The sequence below is a fragment of the Janthinobacterium sp. MP5059B genome (assembly GCF_001758645.1).
GTDB lineage: Bacteria > Pseudomonadota > Gammaproteobacteria > Burkholderiales > Burkholderiaceae_D > Janthinobacterium > Janthinobacterium lividum.
This window is the reverse complement of record NZ_LRHX01000002.1, coordinates 226,660-253,259: the sequence shown is the minus strand read 5'-3', so window position 1 is coordinate 253,259 and position 26,600 is coordinate 226,660. Positions and strand designations below refer to the sequence as shown.

At 64.0% G+C, this 26,600-nt stretch carries 29 protein-coding genes; 13 read left to right on the top strand and 16 right to left on the bottom strand.

Annotated features, from left to right (window positions below):
• On the top strand, positions 1-903 hold the full coding sequence (locus JAB1_RS01830; RefSeq protein ID WP_070278327.1) for a pseudouridine synthase: 903 nt from the start codon (positions 1-3) through the stop codon (positions 901-903).
• A gap of 112 nt (positions 904-1,015) precedes the next feature.
• Here the strand turns inward: JAB1_RS01830 and JAB1_RS01825 are convergent, their stop codons facing one another.
• The gene (locus JAB1_RS01825) at positions 1,016-1,792 is read right to left on the bottom strand and encodes an exodeoxyribonuclease III (RefSeq protein ID WP_034784687.1); all 777 of its coding nucleotides are present in this window, start codon (positions 1,790-1,792) and stop codon (positions 1,016-1,018) included.
• A 109-nt stretch (positions 1,793-1,901) separates the two neighbouring features.
• Here JAB1_RS01825 and pyrE point away from each other — a divergent pair, with 109 nt between their 5' ends.
• Positions 1,902-2,564 (top strand): orotate phosphoribosyltransferase, encoded by a 663-nt coding sequence (pyrE, locus tag JAB1_RS01820; RefSeq protein ID WP_035824465.1) that lies wholly within the window; start codon positions 1,902-1,904, stop codon positions 2,562-2,564.
• On the opposite strand, the gene JAB1_RS01815 is transcribed toward pyrE, so the two are convergent.
• Together JAB1_RS01815 and JAB1_RS01810 are read right to left on the bottom strand one after the other, a co-directional pair.
• Positions 2,561-2,815 (bottom strand): GNAT family N-acetyltransferase, encoded by a 255-nt coding sequence (locus JAB1_RS01815; RefSeq protein ID WP_070278325.1) that lies wholly within the window; start codon positions 2,813-2,815, stop codon positions 2,561-2,563. The genes pyrE and JAB1_RS01815 overlap by 4 nt on opposite strands.
• Positions 2,803-3,546 carry a sulfite exporter TauE/SafE family protein gene (locus JAB1_RS01810; protein ID WP_070278323.1) on the bottom strand — a complete coding sequence of 248 codons (744 nt, stop codon included), beginning with the start codon at positions 3,544-3,546 and terminating at the stop codon, positions 2,803-2,805. The genes JAB1_RS01815 and JAB1_RS01810 overlap by 13 nt, the downstream gene beginning before the upstream one ends.
• Before the next feature lie 125 nt (positions 3,547-3,671).
• On the opposite strand from JAB1_RS01810, the gene JAB1_RS01805 reads away from it, so the two are divergent.
• From JAB1_RS01805 to JAB1_RS01785, 5 genes are all read left to right on the top strand, one after another.
• Positions 3,672-4,565: a LysR substrate-binding domain-containing protein gene (locus JAB1_RS01805; protein ID WP_070278321.1), complete on the top strand. Its 894-nt coding sequence runs from the start codon at positions 3,672-3,674 to the stop codon at positions 4,563-4,565.
• Positions 4,566-4,586: 21 nt separating this feature from the next.
• Positions 4,587-5,453, top strand: coding sequence for an alpha/beta fold hydrolase (locus JAB1_RS01800; protein ID WP_070278319.1), 867 nt, complete (start codon positions 4,587-4,589; stop codon positions 5,451-5,453).
• A gap of 95 nt (positions 5,454-5,548) precedes the next feature.
• Positions 5,549-5,740, top strand: a complete 192-nt coding sequence (locus JAB1_RS01795; protein WP_034749384.1) for a YqaE/Pmp3 family membrane protein — start codon at positions 5,549-5,551, stop codon at positions 5,738-5,740.
• A 59-nt stretch (positions 5,741-5,799) separates the two neighbouring features.
• Positions 5,800-6,264 (top strand): carboxypeptidase-like regulatory domain-containing protein, encoded by a 465-nt coding sequence (locus JAB1_RS01790; protein ID WP_070278316.1) that lies wholly within the window; start codon positions 5,800-5,802, stop codon positions 6,262-6,264.
• Entirely contained in the window at positions 6,264-6,578 is a 315-nt protein-coding gene (locus tag JAB1_RS01785) for a hypothetical protein (protein WP_070278314.1), read from the top strand. Before JAB1_RS01790 ends, JAB1_RS01785 begins: the two co-directional genes overlap by 1 nt.
• A gap of 6 nt (positions 6,579-6,584) precedes the next feature.
• Here the strand turns inward: JAB1_RS01785 and JAB1_RS01780 are convergent, their stop codons facing one another.
• The 6 genes from JAB1_RS01780 to gatC all read right to left on the bottom strand — a co-directional run bounded on the left by JAB1_RS01780 (position 6,585) and on the right by gatC (position 13,013).
• The gene (locus tag JAB1_RS01780; protein ID WP_070278312.1) at positions 6,585-7,622 is read right to left on the bottom strand and encodes an oxidoreductase; all 1,038 of its coding nucleotides are present in this window, start codon (positions 7,620-7,622) and stop codon (positions 6,585-6,587) included.
• 94 nt (positions 7,623-7,716) lie between these two features.
• Positions 7,717-8,964 (bottom strand): M56 family metallopeptidase, encoded by a 1,248-nt coding sequence (locus JAB1_RS01775; protein ID WP_070278310.1) that lies wholly within the window; start codon positions 8,962-8,964, stop codon positions 7,717-7,719.
• The gene (locus JAB1_RS01770; protein ID WP_046683490.1) at positions 8,961-9,344 is read right to left on the bottom strand and encodes a BlaI/MecI/CopY family transcriptional regulator; all 384 of its coding nucleotides are present in this window, start codon (positions 9,342-9,344) and stop codon (positions 8,961-8,963) included. Before JAB1_RS01770 ends, JAB1_RS01775 begins: the two co-directional genes overlap by 4 nt.
• 190 nt (positions 9,345-9,534) lie before the next feature.
• Entirely contained in the window at positions 9,535-11,010 is a 1,476-nt protein-coding gene (gene gatB, locus JAB1_RS01765) for an Asp-tRNA(Asn)/Glu-tRNA(Gln) amidotransferase subunit GatB (RefSeq protein WP_275527760.1), read from the bottom strand.
• A 37-nt stretch (positions 11,011-11,047) separates the two neighbouring features.
• Positions 11,048-12,532 carry an Asp-tRNA(Asn)/Glu-tRNA(Gln) amidotransferase subunit GatA gene (gene gatA / locus JAB1_RS01760; RefSeq protein WP_070278306.1) on the bottom strand — a complete coding sequence of 495 codons (1,485 nt, stop codon included), beginning with the start codon at positions 12,530-12,532 and terminating at the stop codon, positions 11,048-11,050.
• Between the two features lie 178 nt (positions 12,533-12,710).
• A complete protein-coding gene (gatC, locus tag JAB1_RS01755) occupies positions 12,711-13,013 on the bottom strand; it encodes an Asp-tRNA(Asn)/Glu-tRNA(Gln) amidotransferase subunit GatC (protein ID WP_034784699.1) in 303 nt (100 codons plus the stop codon).
• 350 nt (positions 13,014-13,363) lie between these two features.
• On the opposite strand from gatC, the gene JAB1_RS01750 reads away from it, so the two are divergent.
• The 6 genes from JAB1_RS01750 (at position 13,364) to JAB1_RS01725 (ending at position 20,249) form a co-directional block, all read left to right on the top strand.
• A complete protein-coding gene (locus JAB1_RS01750) occupies positions 13,364-14,407 on the top strand; it encodes a rod shape-determining protein (protein ID WP_010393186.1) in 1,044 nt (347 codons plus the stop codon).
• 109 nt (positions 14,408-14,516) lie between these two features.
• Positions 14,517-15,590, top strand: coding sequence for a rod shape-determining protein MreC (mreC, locus tag JAB1_RS01745; RefSeq protein WP_034784701.1), 1,074 nt, complete (start codon positions 14,517-14,519; stop codon positions 15,588-15,590).
• Positions 15,587-16,099, top strand: coding sequence for a rod shape-determining protein MreD (gene mreD, locus JAB1_RS01740; protein WP_034749354.1), 513 nt, complete (start codon positions 15,587-15,589; stop codon positions 16,097-16,099). Before mreC ends, mreD begins: the two co-directional genes overlap by 4 nt.
• 12 nt (positions 16,100-16,111) lie before the next feature.
• Positions 16,112-18,082 carry a penicillin-binding protein 2 gene (gene mrdA / locus JAB1_RS01735; RefSeq protein ID WP_034784702.1) on the top strand — a complete coding sequence of 657 codons (1,971 nt, stop codon included), beginning with the start codon at positions 16,112-16,114 and terminating at the stop codon, positions 18,080-18,082.
• 8 nt (positions 18,083-18,090) lie between these two features.
• The gene (rodA, locus tag JAB1_RS01730; RefSeq protein ID WP_034784703.1) at positions 18,091-19,206 is read left to right on the top strand and encodes a rod shape-determining protein RodA; all 1,116 of its coding nucleotides are present in this window, start codon (positions 18,091-18,093) and stop codon (positions 19,204-19,206) included.
• Entirely contained in the window at positions 19,206-20,249 is a 1,044-nt protein-coding gene (locus JAB1_RS01725; protein ID WP_052140358.1) for a septal ring lytic transglycosylase RlpA family protein, read from the top strand. The genes rodA and JAB1_RS01725 overlap by 1 nt, the downstream gene beginning before the upstream one ends.
• Positions 20,250-20,386: 137 nt before the next feature.
• Here the strand turns inward: JAB1_RS01725 and JAB1_RS01720 are convergent, their stop codons facing one another.
• Genes JAB1_RS01720 through argS form a run of 7 tightly spaced genes read right to left on the bottom strand, consistent with a single transcriptional unit; the run spans position 20,387 to position 26,577 of the window.
• The gene (locus JAB1_RS01720) at positions 20,387-21,073 is read right to left on the bottom strand and encodes an SPOR domain-containing protein (RefSeq protein WP_070278304.1); all 687 of its coding nucleotides are present in this window, start codon (positions 21,071-21,073) and stop codon (positions 20,387-20,389) included.
• On the bottom strand, positions 21,067-21,825 hold the full coding sequence (locus JAB1_RS01715; RefSeq protein ID WP_070278302.1) for a type III pantothenate kinase: 759 nt from the start codon (positions 21,823-21,825) through the stop codon (positions 21,067-21,069). Before JAB1_RS01715 ends, JAB1_RS01720 begins: the two co-directional genes overlap by 7 nt.
• Before the next feature lie 4 nt (positions 21,826-21,829).
• Complete coding sequence (locus JAB1_RS01710; protein ID WP_070278300.1) at positions 21,830-22,624, bottom strand: biotin--[acetyl-CoA-carboxylase] ligase; 795 nt, start codon at positions 22,622-22,624, stop codon at positions 21,830-21,832.
• Between the two features lie 15 nt (positions 22,625-22,639).
• Entirely contained in the window at positions 22,640-23,422 is a 783-nt protein-coding gene (locus tag JAB1_RS01705) for an SDR family oxidoreductase (RefSeq protein WP_070278298.1), read from the bottom strand.
• A 37-nt stretch (positions 23,423-23,459) separates the two neighbouring features.
• On the bottom strand, positions 23,460-24,131 hold the full coding sequence (locus tag JAB1_RS01700) for a thiol:disulfide interchange protein DsbA/DsbL (RefSeq protein WP_034784709.1): 672 nt from the start codon (positions 24,129-24,131) through the stop codon (positions 23,460-23,462).
• Positions 24,132-24,140: 9 nt separating this feature from the next.
• Positions 24,141-24,845, bottom strand: a complete 705-nt coding sequence (locus JAB1_RS01695) for an SPOR domain-containing protein (RefSeq protein WP_034784711.1) — start codon at positions 24,843-24,845, stop codon at positions 24,141-24,143.
• Positions 24,846-24,867: 22 nt separating this feature from the next.
• The gene (gene argS, locus JAB1_RS01690; RefSeq protein ID WP_034784713.1) at positions 24,868-26,577 is read right to left on the bottom strand and encodes an arginine--tRNA ligase; all 1,710 of its coding nucleotides are present in this window, start codon (positions 26,575-26,577) and stop codon (positions 24,868-24,870) included.
• Between the last annotated feature and the right edge of the window lie 23 nt (positions 26,578-26,600).

Sequence of the window (26,600 nt, the reverse complement as noted above, 5' to 3'; positions counted from 1 at the left end):
ATGTCGAACCGCCACACCGCCGCACCCTTGCCCATGCGCGACGGTGTGGCGCCCAGCTACCTGTGGCTGCCGGAAGGGCAGTGGCCCGATATGCTGGCGTTTCTGCTCGAGCGCTATCCGCAGATCAGCGCCGCGCAATGGCGGGACCGCATGGCGCGCGGCGAAGTGGTCAACGGTGACGGCGCCGTGCTGGCGCCCGACAGCGCATACCGGCGCGGCATGCGCATTTTTTACTACCGCGAGCTGGAGCGCGAAACGCCGATCCCGTTCCAGGAAGAGATCCTGTTCCAGGACGAGCATTTGATCGTGGTCGACAAGCCGCACTTCCTGCCCATGACGCCGGCCGGGCGTTTCGTGCAGGAGACCCTGCTGACGCGCCTGAAGAAAAAGCTGGACTGCGCCGAGCTGACGCCGATCCATCGCCTTGACCGCGAGACGGCCGGCGTGGTGATTTTTTCGCGCCAGATCGCCAGCCGCGGCGCGTATCAATCGCTGTTCCAGCGCCGCGAAGTGCGCAAGACGTACGAGGCGCTGGCGCCGCGCCTCGATGGCCGCGATTTTCCATTTGCCTACCGCAGCCGCATGGTCGAAGGCGAGCAGTTTTTCCTCATGCGCGAGGAAGCAGGCGAGCCGAATTCGGAAACCATCATCGACGTGATCGAAGAGCGCGGCGACGTCAACCTGTACCGGCTGCAGCCGCACACGGGGCGCAAGCACCAGCTGCGCGTGCACCTGGCGTCGCTGGGCATCCCCATCGTCAACGATGCGTTTTACCCGGTGGCCCTGCCGTGCAAGGAAGACGACATGTCGCAGCCCTTGCAGCTGCTGGCGCGGGCCATCGAATTTGCCGACCCGTTGACGGGCGAGATGCGCCATTTCGAAAGCCGGCGCGTGCTCGCGTAACCCACGCCACCAAGGACACAGCCAACAATGTTGTCGGATTACGCTCCAGCGGACCTAATCCGACCTACGGCAGATCAGGCGTAAGCCGACACCACCCGCGACGTGTCAAAGATCAGCTCTTGAGCGTGTAATCGATGATCAGCGGCGCATGGTCGGAAAAACGCTCGTCCTTGTAGACGCTGACCGTATGCGCCTGGGCCGCGATGCCGGGCGTGGCGACGTGGTAGTCGATGCGCCAGCCCACGTTTTTCGCGTAGGCTTGTCCGCGGTTGCTCCACCAGGTGTACTGGTCTTCGCGCTTGTCCAGGCCGCGGTGTACGTCGACAAAGCCCACTTCGTCGAAGACGCGCGTCAGCCATGCGCGTTCCTCGGGCAGGAAGCCGGAATTCTTCTTGTTGCCCTTCCAGTTTTTCAGGTCGATTTCATGGTGGGCGATGTTCCAGTCGCCGCAGATGACCACTTCGCGGCCCAGCGCCTTCAATGCCAGCAGGTGCGGCAGGAACAGTTCCATGAAGCGGAACTTGGCTTCCTGGCGTTCCGGGCCGGACGAGCCGGACGGGCAGTACACGGAAATGACGGACAGGTTGCCAAAATCACAGCGCACATAGCGGCCTTCGGCATCGAATTCGGGGCTGCCGAAACCGATATGCACGGCGTCCGGTTCGACCTTGCTGTACACGCCCGTGCCGGAATAGCCCTTTTTCTCGGCGTAGTGGAAATGGCCATGGTAGCCGTGCGGGTTGAGGAATTCCGGCGTCATGTCGGGCAGTTGCGCCTTCAATTCCTGCACGCAGATGAAATCGGCCGTTTGCGTGCCCATCCAGTTGAAAAAGCCTTTTTTGGCGGCGGAACGGATGCCGTTCAGGTTGGCGGAGATAATTTTTGGCATAGGTCGAGAGTGAAAAGGGCGCTGGACGGGGCCGGCGGGCGCGGCATGGCGATTGTCTCGCCGGTGCGCGCGGATTAAAATACAGGCACTTTTAAAAAATGAGGCTAATGTGAATAATTTACGCCAGCAGTTTATCGCGTTTTCAGTATCCAAGGGAGTCTTGCGGTTTGGCGAGTTCACCACCAAGGCCGGACGCCAGTCGCCGTACTTCTTCAATGCAGGCCTGTTCCACGACGGCGCCACCCTGGCCGAGCTGGCGCAGTTCTACGCGCAGACCCTGCTCGACTCGGGCGTCGAATTCGACATGCTGTTCGGCCCCGCCTACAAGGGCATCACCCTGGCATCGGCCACCGCCGTGGCGCTGGCCGGCAAGGGCCGCAACACTTCGTTCGCATTCAACCGCAAGGAAGCCAAGGACCATGGCGAAGGTGGCACCATCGTCGGCGCCAAGCTGCATGGCAAGGTTGTCATCATTGACGATGTGATCTCGGCCGGTACCTCGGTGCGCGAATCGGTGGACATGATCCGTGCCGCCGGCGCCGAGCCATGCGCCGTGCTGATCGCCCTGGACCGCATGGAGCGTTCCGGCCCGGACGGCCAGCTGTCGCCAAGTTCGGCGGTGCAGGAAGTGTCGAAACAGTACGGCATCCCCGTCATCTCGATCGGCAATCTGGACGACTTGTTCGGCTACCTGAATGGCGCGGGCGCCGATCCGGAACTGCTGAAACATAAAGAGGCTGTTTCCGCCTACCGCACGCGCTACGGTATTTAAGTCGTCTTGTCCAGCAGCGCCCGCAGCCGCGGGTCGCTGCAGGCGGTGGCAGCTTGCGGATGGCATTGCAGTAGCCGCCGCAGCAGCGCGCCGCCGATGCCGCGCCGCCGGAATGGCGGTTTCACGAACAGCATGTTCACCGTCACCCCGTCCCCGCACTTGCTGATGTCGAGCATGGCCACCTGCTGGCCGTCGATCCACGCGCACAGCGCGCTGTCCCCTTGCCAGTCTATCTGCATCACGCCAGCCATGGCTTGAGCGCCGCATGCAAGCCCAGGGCGAACAGCCCGGCAAAAAAACACCGTTTGAATACCTGCTGCGCGATGCGTCCGCGCAGCCATTGACCGGCCAGCATGCCGGCCAGCGCCGGCAGCAGCGCATACGCGGAGGCGCCCGCCGCGCCCAGGCTGAAGTCGCCGTGCAGGGCCAGGCTGGCCGCCAGCGCCACGGTCGATGCCGTAAACGCCAGGCCCAGCGCCTGCACCAGCGCATCGCGCGCCAGCCCCAGTCCCTGCAGGTATGGCACGGCGGGGATGACGAACACGCCCGTGGCGGCCGTCACCAGCCCTGTCGCCGCGCCCGCGACGGGCCCCAGCCACGCTTCGTGTCGGGCCGGTACGCGCAACTGCAGCGAGAACAGGCCGGCCAGCGCGTACAGCATTAGCGCCACGCCCAGCGCGACGACGGCCCAGGTCCCGCTGTCGGTCGGCAGCAGGGCGCCGCCCGCCAGGGTGCCCGCCATGACGGCCGCCAGCATGGGCCACAAACGGCGCAGCAGGGCGCGCAGGCCGGGACCCGCCGCCAGTTGCCAGACGTTCGTCACCATCGATGGCACGATCAGCAGGGCTGCCGCCTGCACGGGTGGCATGACAAGGCTGAGCGTGCCCATGGCCACCGTCGGCAAGCCCAGTCCGACTACGCCCTTGACGAAGCCAGCGACGAGGAAGCTGGCGCCAACAGCCAGCAGAAATGACGTCTCCATCTTTTTTATCCAGAGTGATTTTGCGTGGATTCTGCGCTTGCCCGGGGATTTCGCCAAGGTGGATTATTTTGAGTCAGCCTAAGTAAAATACGAAGGCTGATAAGATGGCGAAAAGGAGAGCCGCCATGCGCTTTGATCTGGTCGATTTGCAGCTGTTTGTCAACGTGGTGGAGGCGGGCAGCCTGACGGCGGGCGCCGCGCGCAGCCATCTCGCATTGGCCTCCAGCAGCGCGCGCGTGCGCGGCATGGAAGAGATGCTGGGCATGCCCCTGCTGCTGCGCGGGCGGCGCGGCGTGGAGCCGACGCCCGTGGGCCAGACCTTGCTGCATCATGCCCGCCTGGTGCTGCTGCAAATGGAAAAAATGCGCGGCGAGCTTGGCGAATTTGCGCGCGGCTTGAAAGGGCAGTTGCGGCTGCTGTGCAATACGGCCGCGCTCAGCGAGTTCTTGCCCGAGGCGCTCGGCGCTTTTCTCGACCGCCATCCGAACCTGACCATCGACCTGGAAGAGCGCCTCAGTTACGATATCGTCAAGGCTGTCTCGGAAGGGCTGGCCGACATGGGCATCGTGTCCGACTCGGTCGACATGCGCGGCTTGCAGACGTTCCTGTTCCGCCCCGACCGGCTGGTGGTCATCGCCGCGGCCGACGGCGTGCACCACCGCGCGCTCGGCAAGGATGGCGTCGTCGATTTTGCCAGCGTGCTGGATCACGATTTCATCGGCCTGGCCGACGACAGCGCGATGCAGCAGTACCTGGGCATGCATGCGGCGCGCCTGGGGCGTCCGTTGAAGGTGCGCGTGCGCCTGCGCAGTTTCGATGCCGTCTGCCGCATGGTGGCCAGCGGCGTGGGCATCAGCGTGGTGCCGCTGGCGGCGGCCAGTCGCTGCCAGCAGACGATGGCGCTGCGCTGCCTTGAATTATCCGATCCCTGGTCGGTACGTAATCTGACAATCTGCGTGCGCCAGTTCAGTGAATTACCCCTGTATGCGCGCCAGTTGATCGATCATCTGAAGGCGTGACAGGGCATGACAGGAGCAGCGATGCGTTTTTCAGAAGACAAGATGGCCAGCCTGCGGTGCAGCGACCAGGTCGAGCGGCCAATCCACATCTGGCAGCCGGAGCAGCCACGTGCAGTGATACTGGCGATCCACGGCGGCATGGCGCATGCGGGCGACTACGTCACGCCGGCGCTGTATTTCCGCCAGCACGGCTTCGCCACCGTCAGCTTCGATATGATGGGCCACGATGGCAAGCGCAAGGTCGATATCCCTTCGTTCGATGCCTTCCTCGACGACGCGGAGCTGTTCCTCGCCTGGGTCAAGCAGGCGTATCCGGGCTTGCCCGTATTCGTCATGGGCCATTCCATGGGCGGCCTGATCGCCACGCACCTGGGGCTGCGGCGCTTCGCGGGCGACCCGGCGATCAAAGGCTTCATCATCTCATCGCCGTATTACGTGAATGCGATTCCCGTGCCGAAGGTGCTGCAGATGCTGTCGGGCTGGCTGGCGCAGCGCTTCCCCATGATGAAGGTGCCGCTAGGAAACTTGACCATGCTGCTGACGCACGATCAAACCATCACCGCGCGCCATTTCCAGGACGAGCGCGACGGCATACGCGCCAGTGCGGCGTCGGTGCGCTTTGCCCATGCGCTGACGTCGGCGCAAAAGGAATTGGCGGGCGGCTTGTCGGACTGGCGCTTCCCCCTGTTCGCCGTGGTGGCGGGCGACGACAAGCTGGCCAACAGCCGCGCCACGGAGAGCATGCTGCGCAGCGTGCCCGATGGCCTGCTCGACTATCACTACTATCCGGCCAATTATCACGAGAACTTCAATGAAGTGAACCGCGACGTGATCTTCGCGGCCATTCTGGCCTGGATGGAGAAACTGCTGGCACCCGTAGCGCCGTGAGGCGCCAGTATCGTTATAATCGGTTCAACTGAATTCACCGCCGGCGCATGCCGGCCCGGTCCCCGCGGTACAGGGGAATACTCAAGGAACGAACGATGCGCTTGCTGATTGCCCTGTTACTCCCGTGGCTGACCTTTTTCACGATCGGCCGTCCGATCGCCGGCATCATTTGCCTGATCCTGCAAATCACCTTGATCGGCTGGCTGCCTGCGACGATCTGGGCCGTATATGCGCTGAGCCAGTACAAGACGGACCAGAAGATCGCCGAGGCCATGCGCCGGCGCTAACCTAAGACTGGCCTAAGCTGCGCTTCCTATCTTGATTCAACCGACATGAGGAGAGTGAGATGGCACCAGACAGACGCGGTACCTTGAACCTGGCGGCGGTAATGCTGGCCGCCGGGCTGTTGCTGGGAAGTGCGGCGCAGGCCCAAACCGACAGCGCACTGCCGCCCGTGCAGAAAAGCGGGGCGGTGGAATACCTGAGCGGCGGCATCGGCCTCGACGAGTCGACGGCCATCCAGAGCGCCAGTCCGCATTGGCCCTTGAGTCTCGTGTTTTCCGTGCAGGCGGCGGGCAAGGCGGAATTTGCCTCCGACGTGAAGCTGGAGATACGCGACGCCAAGGGTGGCGTGGCGCTGGAAACGACGGCCAGCGGACCGTTCCTGCTGGCAAAGCTGCCGCCAGGCAGCTACAGCCTGCACGCCACGCTGGCCGGCAAGGCACTGGAACGAAAGGTGCAGGTCAAGGCGGGATCGTCCGCGCGCGTGGAACTGGTCTGGCCGGCGGGAACGAACCAGGGCCGGCCTTGATGCCGGGCGACGGCAAGGCGCCCGAACGGGGTTTGTCGGCACATATCCTGCCCACGTCGGCGACGATGGTCGGCGTGTGCATGACGGTGCTGTCGATCGGGCACCTGGCACCGCGCGGCGAGGTACGCGTGGCCATCGACAAGCTGCTGGCCATCGATGCCATCGTCTTTCTCGTCAGCGCCGTGCTCTCGTTCATGTCGCTGCGCCCCGGCCAGTCGCGCTTGCGCCACGAATGGTGGGGCGAACTGCTGTTCCTTTGCGGCCTGGCCCTGCTGGCGCTGGGCGCCGTGGTGCTGGCCTTCGTTATCAACTGACGTCGATCAACTGACCGCGAGCACGCGCCCTTCGGCCGCGCTTTGCAGCGCCAGTTCGATCAGGCGTATCGTCGCCGCCGCATCTTCGACCGCCACGGGCGCCGCTGCGCCGTGGCGGATGGCGTCGGCCATGCCCTGGTAAAAGTCCTGGTAGCGGCCCGCCTGCATCTCGAGGTGTTCGACATGTCCATCCGGCTGCGTACCCAGGTGCAGCGCGCCGCGCACGGGGTCCACGCCCCAGCCGGGCTGTCCCGGCCTGCCGCCCGCCTTCAGGGCATCTTCCTGCGGATCGAGGCCAAACTTCACGAAACTGCCCTTGTCGCCATGCACGGCGAAGCGCGCCGTCGGCGCCTTCACCAGGCAGCCCGCTTGCAGTACCACGCGCAGCCGGTCGTAGTACAGGACGATGTGCATGTAGTCGACGGCTTGCGCGCCATCGCGCTGCAGGACGATATCGGCGTACAGCTTTTCCGGCTGGCCGAACAGCTGCATGGCCTGGTCCAGCATGTGCGGGCCCAGGTCGTACAGCAAACCGCCGCCCGGCGCGCCGGACTCGCGCCAGCGCTGGCGGATCTCGGGGCGGAAGCGGTCGAAATGCGATTCGACGCTGGCGATACGGCCCAGAGTACCCTGGGCCAGCAGCGCTTTCAGGGTCAGGAAGTCGCCATCCCAGCGGCGGTTGTGATACACGCTGAGCACCAGCTTGCGCTCTTTTGCCAGCGCGATCAGGCTCTGTGCTTCGGTGCTGGAAATGGTGAATGGCTTGTCGACCACCACGTGCTTGCCCGCTTGCAGGGCCGCTTGCGCCAGGCTGAAATGCGCTTCGTTGGGCGCGGCGATGACGACCAGTTCGATGGACGGATCGGCAAACAGTTGCGCGGGCTCCGCATACACGGTCGCGTGCGGCCAATCCTTGTGTACGAGCTCCGGCTTGCTGGAAGCGACGGCCGTCAGTTCCAGGGCCTCGATGGTGGACAGGACGGGAGCGTGGAAGGTGGAGCCGGCAAAGCCGTAGCCCACCAGGCCGGTTTTGATCTTGTTCATGGCGTGTTCACAGGTGCGTGGAAGAATCCATGATCATACCCGCAAGCGGGCGGCGGCAGCGCTGCTGCAATGTTGCAACGCCGCCGCCGCTGCTTTAGTTCAGGCTCCAGACGTATTGCACCTTGACGCTGGCGCTGACCGGCTTGCCGCCAGCGAGGGCCGGCTTGAACGTGCACTTGGCGATGCCGCTGCGCGCCGCCTCGTCGAGGGCCGGATGGCCGCTGCTTTTGACCACGCTCGATCCCGTTACCTTGCCGGTGGCATTCACGTCGAAGGACATGTTGACCGTGCCCTCTTCCTTTGCCTGCAGCGATGCGGCTGGCCAGACCGGCTTGCCGCAGACGCCAAAGTCGATGACGGGGCGGCGTTCCAGCACGGGCGCGCTGTCGGCGGCCATGGCCTGGCCGTAGATGCCGAGGCAGGCGCCGGCCAGGGCCAGCAGCGGTATGGCCGCTTTCCAGTTCAGGGTTTGTGGTGCGGGGCGCAGCAATCGTTTGATACGTGACATAAGATCTCCTCCGTTGGCCGCCTGGGCCAGGTGGTGGGTTGAGAACTGGAGACGTTCCAGTTCCGAGAGTGCAAGAGCCAGACGCCGCGGTTCGCCCAGTTGTCTTGCTGCGAAATCATCTGCAATGTGTTCGCGTTCGAGGCGCACGCCGCGTGAAATCCACCAGATGGCCGGGTGGAAGAACAGCAGCGCCTCGATGGCGTTTTGCAGCAGGTTGATCAGATAGTCGTGGCGCCGGATGTGCGCCAGTTCGTGCGCCAGCAGCGCGTCGAGCAGGTGCGGCGGCATGCCGGTGACCAGCGAAGCGGGCACCAGCACCATGGGGCGCCAGATGCCGGCCGTGAGCGGGCTGGCGATGCCGTTTAGCACGCGCAGCCGCACGGGCCGCGTCACGCCGGCATCCTGGGCCATGCGCGACAGCCTTGTCTGCAGTTGTCCATGCGTGGCGCCGGTGTTCCTGGCGCTGCGCTCTATCCACAGCATGCCCAGCGCCATGCGTACGGCCAGCACGGCGGCGCACAGCGCCCACACGCCGACGATGGCGCGCAGCAGCAGGTCCAGGTCGGGCAGGCTGTCGGGCGCCAGCAGGGCGGTCGGCAGCAAGGCGCTGGAGTACGGGGCGCCCGTGGCATCGCCGCCGGCCAGGCGCAGATACAAGCCCGCCGCCGGCCATGCCAGGCAGGCCAGCAGGGCGCCGCAACCGACGGCGTAGCGCGCCTCCGCACGCGCATTGCGCAGGGCCGCCCACGCCAGCGCCGTGGCGCAGCCGATCAGCAAGCCTTGCCACAGGAAGTGCAGCAGGGTCCAGCCTAGCGCCGGCACGAAGCCGTTCATGACTGATCGTCCTTGAGCATTTTTTCGATTTCCTCGCGTTCGGCGCGCGACACGCCCGTGCGCAGCGCCGCCAGCACCAGCGCCTTGGCCGAACCGGCAAAGGCTTTCTGCATCAATTCCTTGAGCAGGTTCGTCTGCAGGCTGTCCTGCGCCTGCGCCGGCGCATACACGTGCGAACGCTGGCTTTCGTCGCGGATCAGCAAGCCCTTGCCATGCATGATCTGCATCAGGCGCAACACGGTGCCATACGTGATGGCAGGCTTGGCCAGCGCCATCGCCTCGTGCACCTGCTTGGCCGTGGCGGCGCCCAGCGGCCACAGTGCCTGCAGCAGATCGAGTTCGGCTGCCGTCGGTTTCGGGATGTCGTGCGTCTTGGCCATGCTGTTTTCCTCTTGCCTGAAATTCAATATGGCTAGATTAAACCTTGTAGACAAAAATGTATACTTTAATTTCTGGCGGTCTGAAAACGCCCTTGAAGGAAGAGGAAAAGTCTAGACAAGGCTGTTTATAAACGATGCGTACAGGCGAAAAAAAAGACGCCGCAGCGTCTTTTTTTGGGATGGGGGAGAGTTAGCCCGCCAGCTTGGCCTTCAGCAGTTCCGTCAGCTGGGCCGGGTTGGCCTTGCCCTTGGACGCCTTCATTGCCTGGCCGATCAGCGCGTTGATGGCCGCTTCCTTGCCGGCGCGGTATTGCTCCACCGACTTGGCGTTGGCCGCCAGTACTTCATCGACGATGGCTTCCAGGGCGCCCGAATCCGATATCTGCTTCAGACCCTTGGCGTCGATGATGGCGTCGACCAGGTGCTCGTCGCTGGACTTCGCTTCCCACATGCCGGCGAAGACTTCCTTCGCCGCCTTGTTCGAGATCGTGCCGTCGGCGATGCGCTTGAGCATGGCGGCCAGCTGCGCGGCGGAGACGGGCGCGTCATCCAGGTCCACGCCTTCGCGGTTCAGGGTCGACGACACGTCGCCCATCAGCCAGTTGGCGGCGGCCTTGGCGTTTTCCTTGCCGGCCTTGTCGACCACGGCGACGAAGTAGGTGGCCATGGCTTTCGATTGCGTCAGCACCAGCGCATCGTAGTCCGGCAGCGCGTATTCGCTGATGAAACGGGCGCGCATGGCGGCCGGCAGTTCCGGCATCGAGGCCTTGACGGTGTCGATCCACGCTTGCGAGATGACCAGTGGCGGCAGGTCAGGATCCGGGAAGTAGCGGTAATCCTGGGCGTCTTCCTTGCTGCGCATTTCGCGCGTTTCCTTGCGGTCCGGATCATACAGGCGCGTCGCCTGCACGACCTTGCCGCCATCTTCGATCAGTTCGATCTGGCGGCGCACTTCGACGTGCACGGCTTCCTCGATGAAACGGAAGGAGTTCAGGTTCTTGATTTCGCAGCGGGTGCCGAATTCCTTCTGGCCGACGGGGCGCACGGAAACGTTGACGTCGCAGCGGAACGAGCCTTCCTGCATGTTGCCGTCGCACACGCCCAACCACATGACCAGCGAGTGCAGCGCCTTGGCGTAGGCCACGGCTTCGGCGGCGCTGCGGATTTCCGGTTCCGAGACGATTTCCAGCAGCGGCGTGCCGGCGCGGTTCAAGTCGATGCCGCTCATGCCTGCGTAATCTTCGTGCAGCGATTTGCCGGCGTCTTCTTCCAGGTGGGCGCGCGTCAGGTTCACCGTCTTGGTGACGAATTCGCCATCCTTTTCATAGCCGAAGGTCAGGGCGCCGCCGATGACGACAGGGTCTTCGAATTGGCTGATCTGGTAGCCCTTCGGCGAATCCGGATAAAAATAGTTCTTGCGCGCGAAGACCGAGTGCGGCGCGACAGTGGCGCCGACGGCCAGGCCGAAACGGATCGCGCGGTCGACGGCCTGTTTGTTCATCACCGGCAGCACGCCTGGCAGCGCCAGGTCGACGGGGCTCGCTTGCGTGTTGGCTTCGGCGCCGTACTTGATCGGCGAACCGCTGAAAATTTTGGATTCGGTCGTGAGCTGCACGTGGTTCTCAAGACCGATGACGACTTCCCATTGCATAGTGTTCTCGCTTATTTTTTGGTGGCGCCGCCCGGGCGGCGCGAATTTTTTCTTAAATGCCTGCAGGGCTGCGCGTATGCCAGTCCGTCACTTGCTGGAACTGGTGGGCCACGTTCAGCAGTTTGGCTTCGCCGAAGTAATTGCCGATGATTTGCAGTCCGACGGGGCGCTTGCTGTTTTTCTCGCCGTCGCCGAAACCGCAAGGAATCGACATGCCGGGCAGGCCGGCCAGGCTGGTCGACAGGGTGTAGATGTCGGCCAGGTAGTTCGCCACCGGGTCATCCGTCTTGTCGCCCAGGTCCCAGGCGACGGTCGGCGCGACCGGTCCCATGATGACGTCGCAGACGGCGTTCGGGCCATTCAGCACGGCGTCGAAATCCTGCGCGATCAGGCGACGGATCTTTTGCGCCTTCAAATAGTAGGCGTCGTAGTAGCCGTGGCACAGCACATAGGTGCCGACCATGATGCGGCGCTGTACTTCCGGGCCGAAGCCCTGCGCGCGCGACTTCTTGTACATGTCCTGCAAGTCCTTGTACTCGGTGGCGCGGTGGCCATAGCGCACGCCGTCGTAGCGCGACAGGTTCGACGACGCTTCGGCCGGCGCGATCATGTAGTAGGCGGGAATCGACAGGGCCGTGTTCGGCAACGAGATATCGACCAGGGTGGCGCCCAGCTTTTCATACTGCGCCAGCGCGCCGCGCACGGCCGCTTCCACGTCCTTGGCCAAGCCTTCGCCAAAGTACTCGCGCGGCACGCCGATGCGCAAGCCCGTGAGGGGCTGCTCAAGATCGCGCGAAAAATCTTCCGCCACGCCGCCCTGTTCCGGCGACAGGCTGGTCGAGTCGCGTTCGTCGAAGCCGGCCATGGCGGTCAGCAGCAGGGCGCAGTCTTCGGCCGAGCGCGCCATCGGGCCGCCCTGGTCCAGCGACGAGGCAAAGGCGATCATGCCGAAGCGCGAGACGCGGCCATAGGTCGGCTTGATGCCGGTGATGCCGCAAAAAGCGGCAGGCTGGCGGATCGAGCCGCCCGTGTCGGTGCCGGTGGCTGCCGGCGTCAGGCCAGCCGCGACGGCGGCGGCCGAGCCGCCGGACGAGCCGCCTGGTACGGCATTCTTGTCCCACGGATTCTGCACGGCGCCGAAGGCCGAGTTCTCGTTGCCGGAACCCATGGCAAATTCATCGCAATTGACCTTGCCCAGGGTGACCATGCCGGCCGCGCGGAATTTCTCCACCACGGTGGCGTCAAACGGGCTGGCATAGTCGGCCAGCATTTTCGAGCCGGCCGTCGTGCGCCAGCCTTGGGTGACGAACAAGTCCTTGTGCGCGATCGGCACGCCCGTCAATGGCGTGGCCGTGCCTGCGGCGATGCGTGCGTCCGCTTCGGCAGCCTGCGCCAGGGTCAGGGCACGGTCGACGTGCAAAAAGGCGTTCGAGTTGTCTGCTTCGATGCGGTCGAGGAAATGCGTCGCCAGCGCAACGGCGGAAATTTCCTTATTCTGCAAGAGCGTGGACAGCTGTTTGATGGATTTTGTATGCATGGCGTTTCTATTTTTATCTATTCGGCAAGGTTGGGATTCGTGCACTGCGCCGTTCTAGCGCCTGACAGAAGCGTAGCGAGCGGAAGTGAGTTGTGGCCGAGAAGCGGAGCTGTGCTTTAGCACAGTGAGCATCGCAGGCCGCAAATCGCGACGCGCAGTAGCTTATGTCAGGTGCCAGTTACTCGATGACCTTGGGCACGAGATACAGGCCATCCTGTACCTTCGGCGCCACGGCCTGGTAGGCATCGCGGCGGTTCTGTTCCGTGGCGATGTCCTCGCGCAGACGCAGGGCGATATTGTCCATATGGGCGGCCAGCGGGTGGCTCAGGGGCGCCACGCCATCGGTATTGACGGCTTGCATTTGTTCTGCCAGTGCAAAAATCTTGTTCAATTGGGCCAAAGACGTGACGGCCTGGTCGTCGGCCATTTCAAGTTGGGCCAGGTGGGCGATGCGTTTTACGTCGGAGAGTGTCAGGGACATGGCGAATGGCGCGGAGTGCCGCGCATTAGTATTAAGTTGGCGTTTTGATAAAACGCGGGTATTTACTGCTATTTTGCTCACAAAAATCGAGGAATGCCGCGTAACTCGCGGCTGCAAGAGTCGCACTTTTCCATGGTTTTTGAGCAAATCGCATTCAAATTATAAGGTAGAATGGCGGGTTAATGCGTTGCCGGCGCTGATGGACTGCTGCCGCAGCATAGAAAAGATTGCGCAAGCGCCAAGCGAAACCCGGAAAAATCGCCTTTTGGATTTTCAGGGTGCCTGAAAGCGCCCGCTTTGAAACTCCCCATAAACAGCTTTTGCGCAGCTCGATGCGCTACAGGACACTCATGTTTGGTTTTTTACGCAGGTATATCTCCACCGATCTGGCCATTGACTTGGGCACGGCCAACACCCTTATTTATGTACGCGGCCTCGGTATCGTCCTGGACGAGCCATCCGTTGTCGCCATCCGCCAGGAAGGCGGTCCGAATGGCAAGAAGACCATTCAGGCAGTCGGCAAGGAAGCCAAGCAGATGCTGGGCAAAGTGCCGGGCAATATCGAAGCGATTCGTCCGATGAAAGATGGCGTGATCGCCGACTTCACCGTGACCGAGCAGATGCTCAAGCAATTCATCCGCATGGTGCACGACTCGAAATTCTTCCGTCCATCGCCGCGCATCATCATTTGCGTGCCGTGCGGTTCGACCCAGGTTGAGCGCCGCGCGATCCGCGAATCGGCCCTGGGCGCCGGCGCCTCGCAGGTGTACCTGATCGAAGAACCGATGGCTGCGGCCATCGGCGCGGGCTTGCCCGTGTCCGAAGCGACCGGTTCGATGGTGGTCGACATCGGCGGCGGCACCACCGAAGTGGGCATCATTTCGCTGGGCGGCATGGTCTACAAGGGTTCCGTGCGCGTCGGCGGCGACAAATTCGATGAAGCCATCGTCAACTATATCCGCCGCAACTACGGCATGCTGATCGGCGAACAGACGGCTGAAGCCATCAAGAAGGCCATCGGTTCGGCCTTCCCTGGCTCGGAAGTGAAGGAAATGGAAGTCAAGGGCCGCAACCTGTCCGAAGGCATTCCGCGTTCGTTCACCATCTCCAGCAACGAAATCCTCGAAGCGCTGACCGACCCGCTGAACAACATCGTCTCGGCCGTGAAAAACGCGCTGGAACAGACGCCGCCGGAACTGGGCGCCGACATCGCCGAAAAAGGCATGATGCTGACGGGCGGCGGCGCACTGCTGCGCGACCTGGACCGCCTGCTGATGGAGGAAACCGGCCTGCCGGTGCTGGTGGCCGAGGATCCGCTCACCTGCGTGGTGCGCGGTTCCGGGATGGCCCTGGAACGTATGGACAAGCTCGGCTCGATCTTTTCCTACGAATAATCTGACAGAAGGGCCGGAAACCAACTCCGGCCTTTTTTTGGTTTTGGCGCCGGCGTTTGACCGGGGCCTGCACGTTGGCGCACTGCGCCTGGCCTGATTATTGGAAGTCATGGAATACAGTCCTCCGCCACTTTTCAAACAAGGCGCCTCCGCCCGCGTCAAGATGATGGTGTTCGCCGGCATTTCAATCGCCCTGTTGCTGGTCGATTCGCGCATGCACGCGCTGACGGCCGTGCGCCAGGCCGTCGGCACCGTGCTGTATCCGGTGCAGATGGCAGCCCTGGTGCCGCGCGATGTGGCGGTTGGTGTCGGCAACTACTTCTCTTCGCTGTCCGCCCTGGAAAAACAGGTGCGCGACCTGAAACACGAACAGATCGCCTCGGCGCAGATCCTGCAGCAGGCGCAGCTCAACATCGTTGAAAACAACCACCTGCGCAAGTTGATGGAAGCGCGCGAGCGCGTGCCCGTCAAGACCATGATGGCCGAAGTGCTGTACGACACGCGCGATTCGGCCACGCGCAAGATCGTGCTTGACCGGGGCATCCAGCATGGCGTGGAACTGGGCCGCCCCGTGATCGACAACCTGGGCGTGGTGGGACAAGTCACGCGCGTGTTCCCGTTCACCTCCGAAGTGACGCTCCTGACCGATGAAGAGCAGGCCATTCCCGTGCAGCTGCTGCGCAATGGCGTGCGCAGCGTGGCCATCGGGCGCGGCAAGTCCGGCACCATGGAGCTGCGCTTCACTGCCCCCAGCGCCGACATCCAGATCGGCGACATCGTCATTACCTCGGGCCTCGACGGCCTGTATCCGGCCGGCCTGGCCGTGGCGCGCGTGACCCTGGTCGAGCGCAATGCGCATGGCCCGTTCGGCCGCGTCGTGTGCCAGCCGCTGGCCGGCATTGAACGCAACACCCAGCTGCTCATCTTGATGACGTCGCCGGAAATTCCGCCGCGTCCGCCCGCTGAAGAAGTCAAGACGGGGCGCAAGATCGCCGGCAAGATGGCGCCGATCAAGGATCCCGCCAAGGAGCCTGCCGCTGCGGCACCAGCGGCCGCCAATGCGGCGACCGCGCCGGCCGCGAAACCGCCTGCCAGCCCGGCGCCGAAACCGGCGGCGCCTGCCGCAACACCAGCAGCAACGCCAACACCTGCCGCCGTGCCACCGAAGGAAGCGACACGATGAACCGCCCGCATTACATCCTGCTGCCGGTCAGCCCCCTGTTCATCGGGTTTTCCCTGCTGTGCGCTTTCCTGCTGAACCTGCTTCCATGGGGGCAGTTCGTCGGCGTGCCCGATTTCGTCGCCCTGGTGCTGGTCTTCTGGGGCATCCACCAGCCGCGCAAGGTCGGTATCGGCGTGGCGTTTTTCATGGGCCTGATGATGGACGTGCACGACTCGACCCTGCTGGGCGAGAATGCGCTGGCCTATACCTTGCTGTCGTACTTCGCCATCATGATGCACCGCCGCGTGCTGTGGTTCCCCATCATGACGCAGGCGCTGCACGTGCTGCCGCTGCTGCTGCTGACGCAGGCGCTGCAATTGCTGACGCGTCTGATCGTCTCGGGCCGCTTCCCCGGCTGGCTCAATTTCATCGAGAGCTTCGTCGCCGTCGCCCTGTGGCCCATCGTCACGTGGATCTTGCTGGCACCGCAGCGCCGCGCCGTGGACCGCGACCATAACCGGCCGATTTGACGGGCGCCTGCAATGACTGAACTTAAGAACACCGAGCGCGAACTGCATTTTTTCCGTATGCGCCTGACCATCCTGGGCGCGCTCGTCTTCGTCTGCTTTTCGCTGCTGCTGGCGCGCTTCATCTGGCTGCAGGTGATCAAGCACGAGGACTACGCGACCAAGGCCGAGGACAACCGTATCGCCGTGGTGCCCATCGTGCCCACGCGCGGCCTGATCCTCGACCGCAACGGCGTGGTCCTGGCGCGCAATTACTCGGCCTATACGCTGGAAATCACGCCATCGAAATTGAGCGCCAGCCTCGATTCCGTGATCGACGAGCTGTCGACCCTGGTGCAGATCGACATCAAGGACCGCCGCCGCTTCAAGAAGCTGCTGGAAGAATCCAAGAATTTCGTCAGCGTGCCGCTGCGCACGCGATTGACGGACGAGGAAGTGGCGCGCTTCACGGCGCAGCGTTTCCGCTTCCCTGGCGTCGAGGTGCAGGCGCGCCTGTTCCGCCAGTATCCGATGGGCGAGGTGGCGTCGCACGTGGTGGGCTTCATCGGCCGCATCAACCGCAATGAAGCGAAGGCGCTGGAAGAGGGCGAGGACGCGGCCAATTACAACGGCACCGACCATATCGGCAAGGAAGGCCTGGAAAAAAGCTACGAAAAGCAGCTGCATGGCACCACCGGCTATGAAGAGGTGGAAGTGTCGGCCGGCGGGCGCGCCATGCGCACCCTGTCGCGCACGGCCGCCACCCCTGGCAACAATCTGATCCTGTCGATCGACATCGAGCTGCAGAAGGTGGTCGAGGAAGCGTTCGGCGAATGGCGCGGCGCAGCCGTGGCCATCGACCCGGCCACGGGCGACATCCTCGCTTACGTGTCCAAGCCAGGCTACGACCCGAACCTGTTCGTCGACGGCATCGACCAGCAAAGCTGGAACGAACTCAATACCTCGCTGGACCGGCCGATGGTCAACCGTCCCCTGTCTGGCACCTACGCGCCCGGCTCGACCTTCAAGCCCTTCATGGCGCTGGCCGCACTCGAATTGGGCAAGCGCACGCCGAGCCAGTCGATTTCCGATCCCGGTTTCTTCATCCTCGGCGGCCACACCTTCCGCGATGACAAGGTGGGCGGCCATGGCACGGTGGACATGCACAAGTCGATCGTCGTTTCGTGCAACACCTATTACTACCAGCTGGGTCGCGACATGGGCATCGATGCTATCCACGACTTCATGAAACCGTTCGGTTTCGGCCAGCTGACGGGCATCGACCTGAATAACGAAAAGACGGGTGTGCTGCCGTCGACGGAATGGAAGCGCAACCGCTTCAAGACGCCGCAGCAGAAAAAATGGGTGGGCGGCGACACGATTTCGGTGAGTAACGGCTCCGGCTACAACTCGTATACACCGCTGCAGATCGCCCACGCGACGGCCAACCTGGCCAATAACGGCGTGGTGATGAAGCCGCATCTGGTGAAGATCATCGAGGACGCGGCTACGCGCGCGCGCACCCTGACGGTGCCCAAGGAAAGCTACCGCATCGCGCTCAAGCAGGAAAACATCGACGTCATCAAGCGCGCCATGGTGGGCGTGACCAGCGAGCAGGGTGGCACGGCCGCGCGCATCTTCACCGGCGTGCAGTACACGGTGGGCGGCAAGACGGGTACGGCGCAGGTGGTGGGCATCAAGAAAAACGAGAAGTACAATGCCAAGCTGCTGGCCGAACGCCTGCGCGACAACGCCCTGTTTACGGCCTTTGCGCCGGCCGACAAGCCGCGCATCGCGATCGCCATCGTGGTGGAAAACGCGGGCTTCGGCGCCGGCGTGGCCGCGCCGATCGCGCGCAAGGCGCTCGACTACTACCTGCTGGGCAAGCGCCCGAGCGACAAGGAAAAGGACACCACCAAGGTGCCCAAGGAAGATGTCGACGAAGTGCGCACCCTGGAAGAAATCACTGACGAGCAGGCCGCCCCGGCGGTACCTGCCAGGCAATAAGGAAGCACATGCCCATTAACGAGAGGCGCTCGCTGTGGCGGCGCGCCAAACCCTATCTGGCGGTGTTCGATCCGCCGCTGATGATCATCATCCTGATGCTGCTCAGTACCAGCTTGCTGACCCTGTATTCGGCCAGCATCGGCATCCCGGGCAAGATCGAAGACCACCTGCGCAATATTTTGCTGTGCTTTTTCGTCATGTGGGTGGCGGCCAACGTCACGCCGCAGATGATGATGCGCATCGCCGTGCCGGCGTACACGATATCGGTGATCTTGCTGGTGGCCGTGGCGCTGTTCGGCACCATCAAGCTCGGTGCGCGGCGCTGGCTGCATATCGGCGTGATCGACATCCAGCCGTCAGAATTCCTGAAGATCGCCACGCCGCTGATGCTGGCCTGGTTCTTCCAGCACAATGCGGGCGCCCTGCGCTGGAAATCGTTCCTGATGGCGGCGATACTGTTGCTGGTGCCCGTCTACCTGATTGCGCGCCAGCCCGACCTGGGCACGGCGCTGCTGGTGGTGGCGGCCGGCTTTACCGTCATCTTCCTGGCCGGTTTGTCGTGGAAGGTGCTGGCCGGCTTGCTGATCACCTTTGTTTCATGCCTGCCGATCGCCTGGTCGCACCTGCATGATTATCAGCGCGACCGCGTGATGATGCTGATCGACCCGACCAAGGACCCGCTGGGCAAGGGCTTCCATATCATCCAGTCCATCATCGCCATCGGTTCCGGCGGCATGACGGGCAAGGGCTGGACGCACGGCACGCAAGCCCACCTGGAATTTGTTCCCGAGCGTACGACCGATTTTATTTTTGCCGTATATTCCGAGGAATTCGGCCTGGTCGGTAACTTGATCCTGATGCTGATGTATTTGCTGCTGGTGGGACGGGGGCTGATGATCGCCGCCAATGCCCCCAGTTTTTTCACTCGCCTGCTGGCAGGAGCGATCACTATGATTTTCTTTACTTACGCCTTTGTAAACATGGGCATGGTCAGCGGCATCGTGCCGGTGGTCGGCGTTCCCTTGCCATTCCTTAGCTATGGCGGCACCGCGCTGCTGACCCTGGGCGTGGCCACCGGTATCCTGATGAGCATTCAGCGCCACCGCAAGCTGGTGCAGACCTGATGCGCGCGCCTTTCGATACTTTCGCCATGCGCGGGTTGGGCCTGACGGTCTTGCTGACCCTGGCCGCTTGCGGCACGACGCCGCAAAAGCCCGCATCGAATAACGTGCCGCTGCCGTCCGGCGGCAAGGTCAAGGTGCCCGTGCGCCAGGATCCCACCTTGCCGGCATTGCCGGCGGCCGGCTCCGGGCGCGGCGGCTACTACAAGGATGACGGCCCGGGCGACAATCCGCCAGCCAACCTGCGCGACGTGCCCGATGCGGAAGTGCGCAACGAGCCGTATTCGACGCGCTCGAACCGCCCGTATGTCGTCTTCGGCAAGACCTACACGCCGATCACCGACAATGAGCCCTTCAAGCAAAAGGGCACGGGCACCTGGTATGGCAAGAAATTCCATGGCCAGCGCACCTCGTCGGGTGAAATCTACGATATGTACAAGATGACGGCGGCCCATCCGACCTTGCCGATTCCTTCGTATGCGCGCGTGACGAGCATCGACAGCGGCGAGCAGGTGATCGTGCGCATCAACGACCGCGGCCCCTTCCATGCCACGCGCGTCATCGACGTGTCGTACACGGCGGCGCTCAAACTGGGCTTCCTCGGCAAGGGCAGTCACCAGGTGGTGGTCGAACGGCTGCTGCCTGCCGATATCGATGCCATCCTGGCCGCCCGTGCGGCACCGAAGCCGGTGCCGTCCGTGGTGGCCATCTCCATCGATACGCCGGTGGAAACGGGCGCCGTGGTGCAGCCGGAAGTGTCGTCGCAAATGCTGCCCGTCGACGCGACGGTCGCCGCACCGGCACCGGCGGCGCTGGCCAGCGGTTTCTATCTGCAGCTGGGCGCCTACTCGCGCGCCGACAATGCGGAAACGGGCCGCTCGCGCCTGGAACCCTACGCGGCAGCCCTGGGGACCCTAGGCGTGGTGCAGGCCGGGAATCTGTTCCGCCTGTACGGTGGCCCATTCTCGAGCCGTGCCGATGCGGCGCGGGCGGCGGCCAGCCTGCCTGAATCGACAGGCATTAAGCCCATCGTCATCCAACGATAGGCGCGCCTGACAGTGCAAAGCGCCTGGTAAAACCGTAGCGAGCGGCAGCGATTTTTGGCCAAGAAGCGCAGCTGTGCTGGAGCACAGCGAGCATCGCAGGCCGCAAAGCGCGACGCGCAGCAGGTTTGGTCAGGTGCTTATTTGCAGCTGCGCAGTTCCTGGTCAGGGAATTGCGTTTTGATCTTCTCGAGACGCGCGCGTGTTGCGGCGTCGAGGTCGCGGAACTGGTAGGCCAGCTGCTTGCCGGCACTGTAGCGCGGCGCGACGCGGGCGCTGTGCACACCCTGTTTGTTGAGCGATGCCAGCTGGCTTTGCGCGCTGGTTTCCGACTTGAACACGCCCAGTGAAATACCCCAGCGCAGCGGGCTGCTTTCATTCATGATGAAGTAATTCGTCACGCCCAGCTGCTTCAATTCACCGGCCTTGCGGTCGGCGCCTTCCTTGCTGCCCTGCGGCGGGATATACACCATGTAGCTGGAAATCTCCTGGCCGGCCACGTTGCGGCGCGACTGACGGTCACCCAGGTCCAATGCCGCCACTTGCGCTTCAAAGCGGCGCCCATCGGCCAGCAGGAAATTGCCCACTTCCGTGCAGGCATACGATGTCGGCGGTGCCGGTGCCGCCGCCATCGGCGTCGCGCCCTCTTCGGCGGCGGGCGCCGTGGCCTGCTCCTGCGTCAGCAAGGTGAGCTTGCCCGCCTGCAGCTGGTTTTTCAGGCGCGCCGGTTCGCGCGTCTCGGTGCGAAAACTGCCCAGATATCCCTGGCCGATGGCCAGCACCAGCAGGTTGACGCCGGCCAGCAGCCAGAAGACGAATTTCAGCATACGTGGTTTCCTTGTGTTCCTGCGGTCCCGGTGCGCGCGGCCGCCTGCAGGCCGAGCATGACGATATTGTCCACCAGATCCAGCGGCACGGCCAGCGCCAGGGCCGGTGCGATGCGCGGTGCGGCGCCGCCCGACAGCAAACAGGCGCTGGCGCCATGCATGCGCACGGCCCGTTCGATGGCGCCCGCCTGTGCCGCCAGGCAGCCGGAGAGGATGGCGTCGTCCGTGTTGTCGGCAAAGCCGGCCGGCAGCAGGGCGTCGCTGGCGATTTGCGGCAGCTGCGCCGTGTTGCGCGCCAGCGAGCTGGCCATCAATCCCAGTCCCGGCAAGATCATTCCGCCGAGGAAAACGCCATCGGCCGTGATGGCGTCGATGGTGGTGGCGGTGCCGCAATTGGCGACGATGACGGCTTGGCAAGGCGCCAGCGCCTGCGCGCCGATGGCGGCGGCAAAGCGGTCGCAACCCAGCTGCGACGGCGCGCGGTAGCCATTCGTGAGGCCCGCCAGCTGCGGCAGCGATACAAAGTCGCGGGCGACGACCGGCAGCATGGCGCGCAGGCGCGTGCCGATGGCGGCGCCTGCCACGTTCGACAGCAGCGCTTCGCTGATGCCGAGTGTCTCCCACTGCGCGGCCAGGGTGTCGATCTGCGCATGCGCGACGGCGCCGCTGGCCAGCCAGCCGCCGAGGGGACTGCCGGCGGCCACGAGCGCCCATTTGATGCGCGTATTGCCGGCGTCGATCAGCAGTAGCATGCGCTTACTCCCCCGTCAGGCGCAAGGAAACGTCGCCGGACATGATTTCCTGCAGGCCGCCATCGGTGCGCAGCAGCAGGCGGCCCAGCTGGTCCACGCCTGCCGCCACGCCTTGCTGCAGCAGTTGGCCATTATCGAGGATTTTTACGTGCTGGCCTTGCCAGGCGTGCAGCGCGTTCCAGCGTTCGGTAAACGGTGCAAAGCCCGTGTCGTCGAATTCGGCCAGCACGCCGGCCAGGCGGCTGAGCAGGGCGGCCACCAGGGTATTGCGTTCCATCTGCGCCAGCCAGGGCACGGCCGAGACGCTGCGCCCGATCTGCCGTTCCAGCGCATTGGGCATCAGCAGATTGATGCCGCAGCCGATGACGGCCCACACGCCACCGTCCGCTGCCTGCTGGGTCTCGACGAGGATGCCGGCCAGCTTGTGGCCATCCTTGAGCATATCGTTTGGCCACTTCAGCTGCACCGGAACGCCCAGCGACGTCATGGTCTCGGCCAGCGCCACGCCGACGGCCAGCGGCAAGCCGACCAGCTGATGCAGCGGCCCCTTGAAGCGCCAGGCCAGCGAAAACATCAGGCTGGCGTCCGGCTGCGACACCCACGGCCGCCCGGCGCGCCCCCGTCCGGCTGTCTGCTGGCCGGCGATGCGCAGGGTGGGGCCGGCCAGGGTGGCGCAGCGCGCCAGCAGGTCGGCGTTGGTCGATCCCGTTTCGTCGACCACCTCGATGGCCACGTGGGAGGCGCCCGTGGCGCAATGGGCGGCGATGGCCGCGCTGTTCAGGTCTGAGTGCTTCGTCATGGGGAGAGGTTGGTTTTACTGGCTGCCGCCGGATGGCTTGCTGCGCGCCTTGTGCGGCGCGTTGGCGAAGGCCATGTCGTAGACGGCATTGGGCAGCGCGCGCAGCAGCTTGGCGACGACGCCCATCTGCCACGGGATCACGCGGTAGCTGTCGCCATCGGCGATGGCGCGCGCGGCGCGCACGGCGAATTTTTCGGCCGGCATCAGGAATGGCATGCGGTAGGCATTGTGGCGCGTCATCGGCGTGTCGATGTAGCCGGGCGTGATGGTGACGACCTTGACGCCCGCGGGTTTCAATTCCAGGCGCAGCGATTCGCAGTAGCTGATGACGGCCGCCTTCGAGGCGCTGTAGGCTTCGGCGCCGGGCAGGCCGCGGATGCCGGCCACGCTGCCGATGCCTACCAGGCGCCCGCTGCCCTGGCTTTTCATGGCGGCGATGAAGGGCGCGAAGGTGGCGACGGTAGCGGTGACGTTGATGGCGATGAGGCGAGCGAAGGCGTCAAGGTCTTCCGCGTGTTCGCTCAAGGTACCGTAGGACACGCCGGCGCTGGCGATGACGACGTCGATGCCGCCCGCATGGGCGATGAAGTCACCGGCGGCGCTTTTCAGGGCGGCGTGGTCGCATACATCGACGGCGTAGGCGCGGTGGCGTTCAGGGTGGGGCAGGGAGGCGATCAGTTGCTGCAGGGTATCGCCACGGCGGGCCAGCAAGCCCAGATGGGCGCCCTGGCGCGCGTACTGCAGCGCCAGGGCGGCGCCCAATCCGCTCGACGCGCCCGTGATGAAAACGCGATGCATCAGGCGATGCCCGGGCGCGCCAGGGAAGTGGCCATGCTTATTTCTTTTCCGCTTTGGCTTTCGCGACCAGCACGTCCATCACGCTGAGCGCCTGGGCGTTCAGCTGCTCTTCGTTCCTGGCCGATTTGCTGCCCTGATCGGCCTGCGAAGGCGAGGTGATGTAGCGGCCGTCGATGGCGATCATGGGCCAGAACGTCACGTTATAGCCCTGCATCATGGCGTCAGCGCGGCGCACGCGGGCCGAGACGCCCATCGAACGGTAGGTGTCGATGAATTTCTGGCGGTCCACGCCCTGCTTGGCGACGAAATCGAATACGGCGTCGTCCGTGTTCAGGCGGTTGCGTTCCACGTGCATGGCGTGGAAGACGCCGGTGTGCAGCTTGTCGACCAGGCCCATGGCTTGCAGGGTGAAGAACAAACGCTGCTGCGGCGCCACGCTGTCATCGCGCGATACGTGCACGCGCTTGAAGACGATGTTGTCGCCCTGTTTCTTGACCCAGGCCGCCAGCTGCGGTTCAAGCACGTTGCAATGCGGGCAGTAATAGGCGAAGAATTCCGTCACTTCGATTTTCTTGCCCGACTCCGTCGCCTGCGGCGTGGGCAGGGTTTCGTATTCGACGCCGTTTTTCGGCTCGGCCGGCGAGGCAGATGCGCCCATGGCGGCGGTGCACAGGGCGGCGGCGAACAGGATTTTCTTCAGAAAACGCATGCTGGTTCCTTATTTTTGGTTGCGGACGACGGCGACATCGATGCCGTTTTCAGACAGTTTGGTGCGTGCGCGGTTCATCGCTTCGAGCTGGTTGAACGGCCCGATGCGCACGCGGTGCAGCACGCCGGCGTCGGTGCTGCGGTCGCTGATGGCCGCTTCGAAGCCGAGCAGCGCCAGTTTGCCGCGCGTGCTTTCGGCGTCCGACATGTCATGGAAGGCGCCGGCCTGCAGATAATAAATCCATTTGTCGCTGGCTGCATCGGCCTTGGCCTCTTTTGCGTCGGCCTTGGCTTGCGGCGCGGGCGCCGCTGGTGCTGCCGCTGGCGTTTTCGGCGCCGGCTTGTCCTTCAATGTACCGATCAATTCCTGCAGCGCGTCCGGCGGCGGCGCCTTCGGCTGCTGCGCTGGCGCCGGCGCAGCAGGCTGCGTTGGCGTGACGATCTCGCGCGGCTCCTTGGAGAAGTCGCGCGCCGCTTCCTTGGCCGCTTCCTTGTTGCCGTACATCGGCTTGTTCGGGTCGGCGATCTGGCCGGCCGTCGGTTCGGTCGATTTGCCGGCCTTGCCCGACTTGTCGGTGAAAGGCGAGGCGCCCTTGGTGATCACCAGGGCGACCACCACGGCGATGCCCAGGCCGATGACCAGGCCGATGATGATGCCGACCAGGGTATTGCCCTGCTGGCGCCGGGTCGAAGAGAAGCGGGAAGCGTGATTCATTTTGACGGTTAGACCTTCGCGATTACATTTTGTTTGGCGCGGACACGCCGATCAGTGCCAGGCCGTTGCGCAGTACCTGGCGCGCGGCGATGACGAGGGCTAGGCGGGCCATCTTGACGGCTTCGTCCTCGACCAGCACTTTTTCGGCGAAGTAGAAGCTGTGCAGGTTGGCGGCCAGGTCGCGCAGGTAGAAGGCGACCTGGTGCGGGCCGAGTTCCGCTTGCGCGCGCGCCAGCATTTCCGGGTAGGCGGCCAGGGTCGCCAGCAGGGTCGCTTCAGTCGGCGCTGTCAGGGGAGACAAGTCGACGCCGGCGACCGTGCTGGCATCGCCGCCCCAGTTTTCCAGGATGCGGCAGATGCGCGCATGCGCGTACTGCACGTAATAGACCGGGTTTTCATCGGTGGTTTTCAGCGCCACGTCGACGTCGAAGACGAATTCCGTGTCGGCCTTGCGCGAGATCAGGAAGAAGCGCACGGCGTCGCGGCCCTTGGCGATGTCGCCGCCGCCCGACCATTCGATCAGGTCGCGCACGGTCACGTAGGAGCCGGCGCGCTTCGAAATCTTGACTTCTTCGCCGTCCTTCATGACGGTGACCATCTTGTGCAGCACGTAGTCGGGGTAGCCTTGCGGGATGCCCATGTCGACGGCCTGCAGGCCGGCGCGCACGCGCGCGATGGTGCCGTGGTGGTCGCTGCCCTGGATATTGATGGCTTGCACGAAGCCGCGCTGCCATTTCACCAGGTGATAGGCCACGTCCGGCACGAAATACGTGTAGGTGCCGTCCGTCTTGCGCATCACGCGGTCCTTGTCATCGCCGAAGTCGGTGGTGCGCAGCCACAGCGCGCCATCCTGCTCATACGTGTGGCCCGCCTTGATCAGGGTTTCCACGGCGCTGTTGACCTTGCCGTCCGCGTACAGCGACGATTCCAGGTAGTAATTGTCGAACTTCACGCCAAACGCCTGCAAGTCGATGTCCTGCTCGTTGCGCAGGTAGGTGACGGCGAACGGGCGGATCGAATCGATGTCTTCCACGTTGCCATTGGCCGTAGCAGGCTGGCCATCGCTGGCCGAGACGGTCTTGCCGGCCTTGAAGTCGCTGGCGATATCGGCAATGTAGTCGCCGTTGTAGGCGGACTCGGGCCATTCTGCGTCGCCCGGCTTGAAGCCGCGCGCGCGCGCCTGCACGGAGTTGGCCAGGGTCTGGATCTGCACGCCGGCGTCGTTATAGTAGAACTCGCGCGTCACCTGGTAGCCTTGCGCGTCGAACAGCGAGGACAGGGCGTCGCCCAGGGCTGCCTGGCGGCCGTGGCCCACGTGCAGCGGACCGGTCGGGTTGGCCGAGACGAATTCCAGGATGACTTGCTTGCCGGCGCCTGCCGTGCTGCGGCCATAGCTGTCGGCCTCGCTCAGGATGGTTTTCACCACGGCTTGCTTGGCGGCGGCGGAGACGCGCACGTTGATGAAGCCGGGGCCGGCGATTTCCACTGCCTCGACCAGGCCCTTGCCGGCCGGATTGGCCAGCACGGCCGCAACGATGGTTTGCGCCAGTTCGCGGGGATTCTGTTTCAGCTGCTTGGCCAGTTGCATGGCGATATTGCAGGCGACGTCGCCATGCGATGCATCGCGTGGTCGCTCGAGCACTACGCTAGGCGCAAGCGAAGTGCCGGCCAGGACGGGAGCGAGGGCGGCCTGGAACAGGGCGATGATTTCTTGTTTCTGTTGGGCGAGCATGAGCAGGATGGCGGTGGAACCGC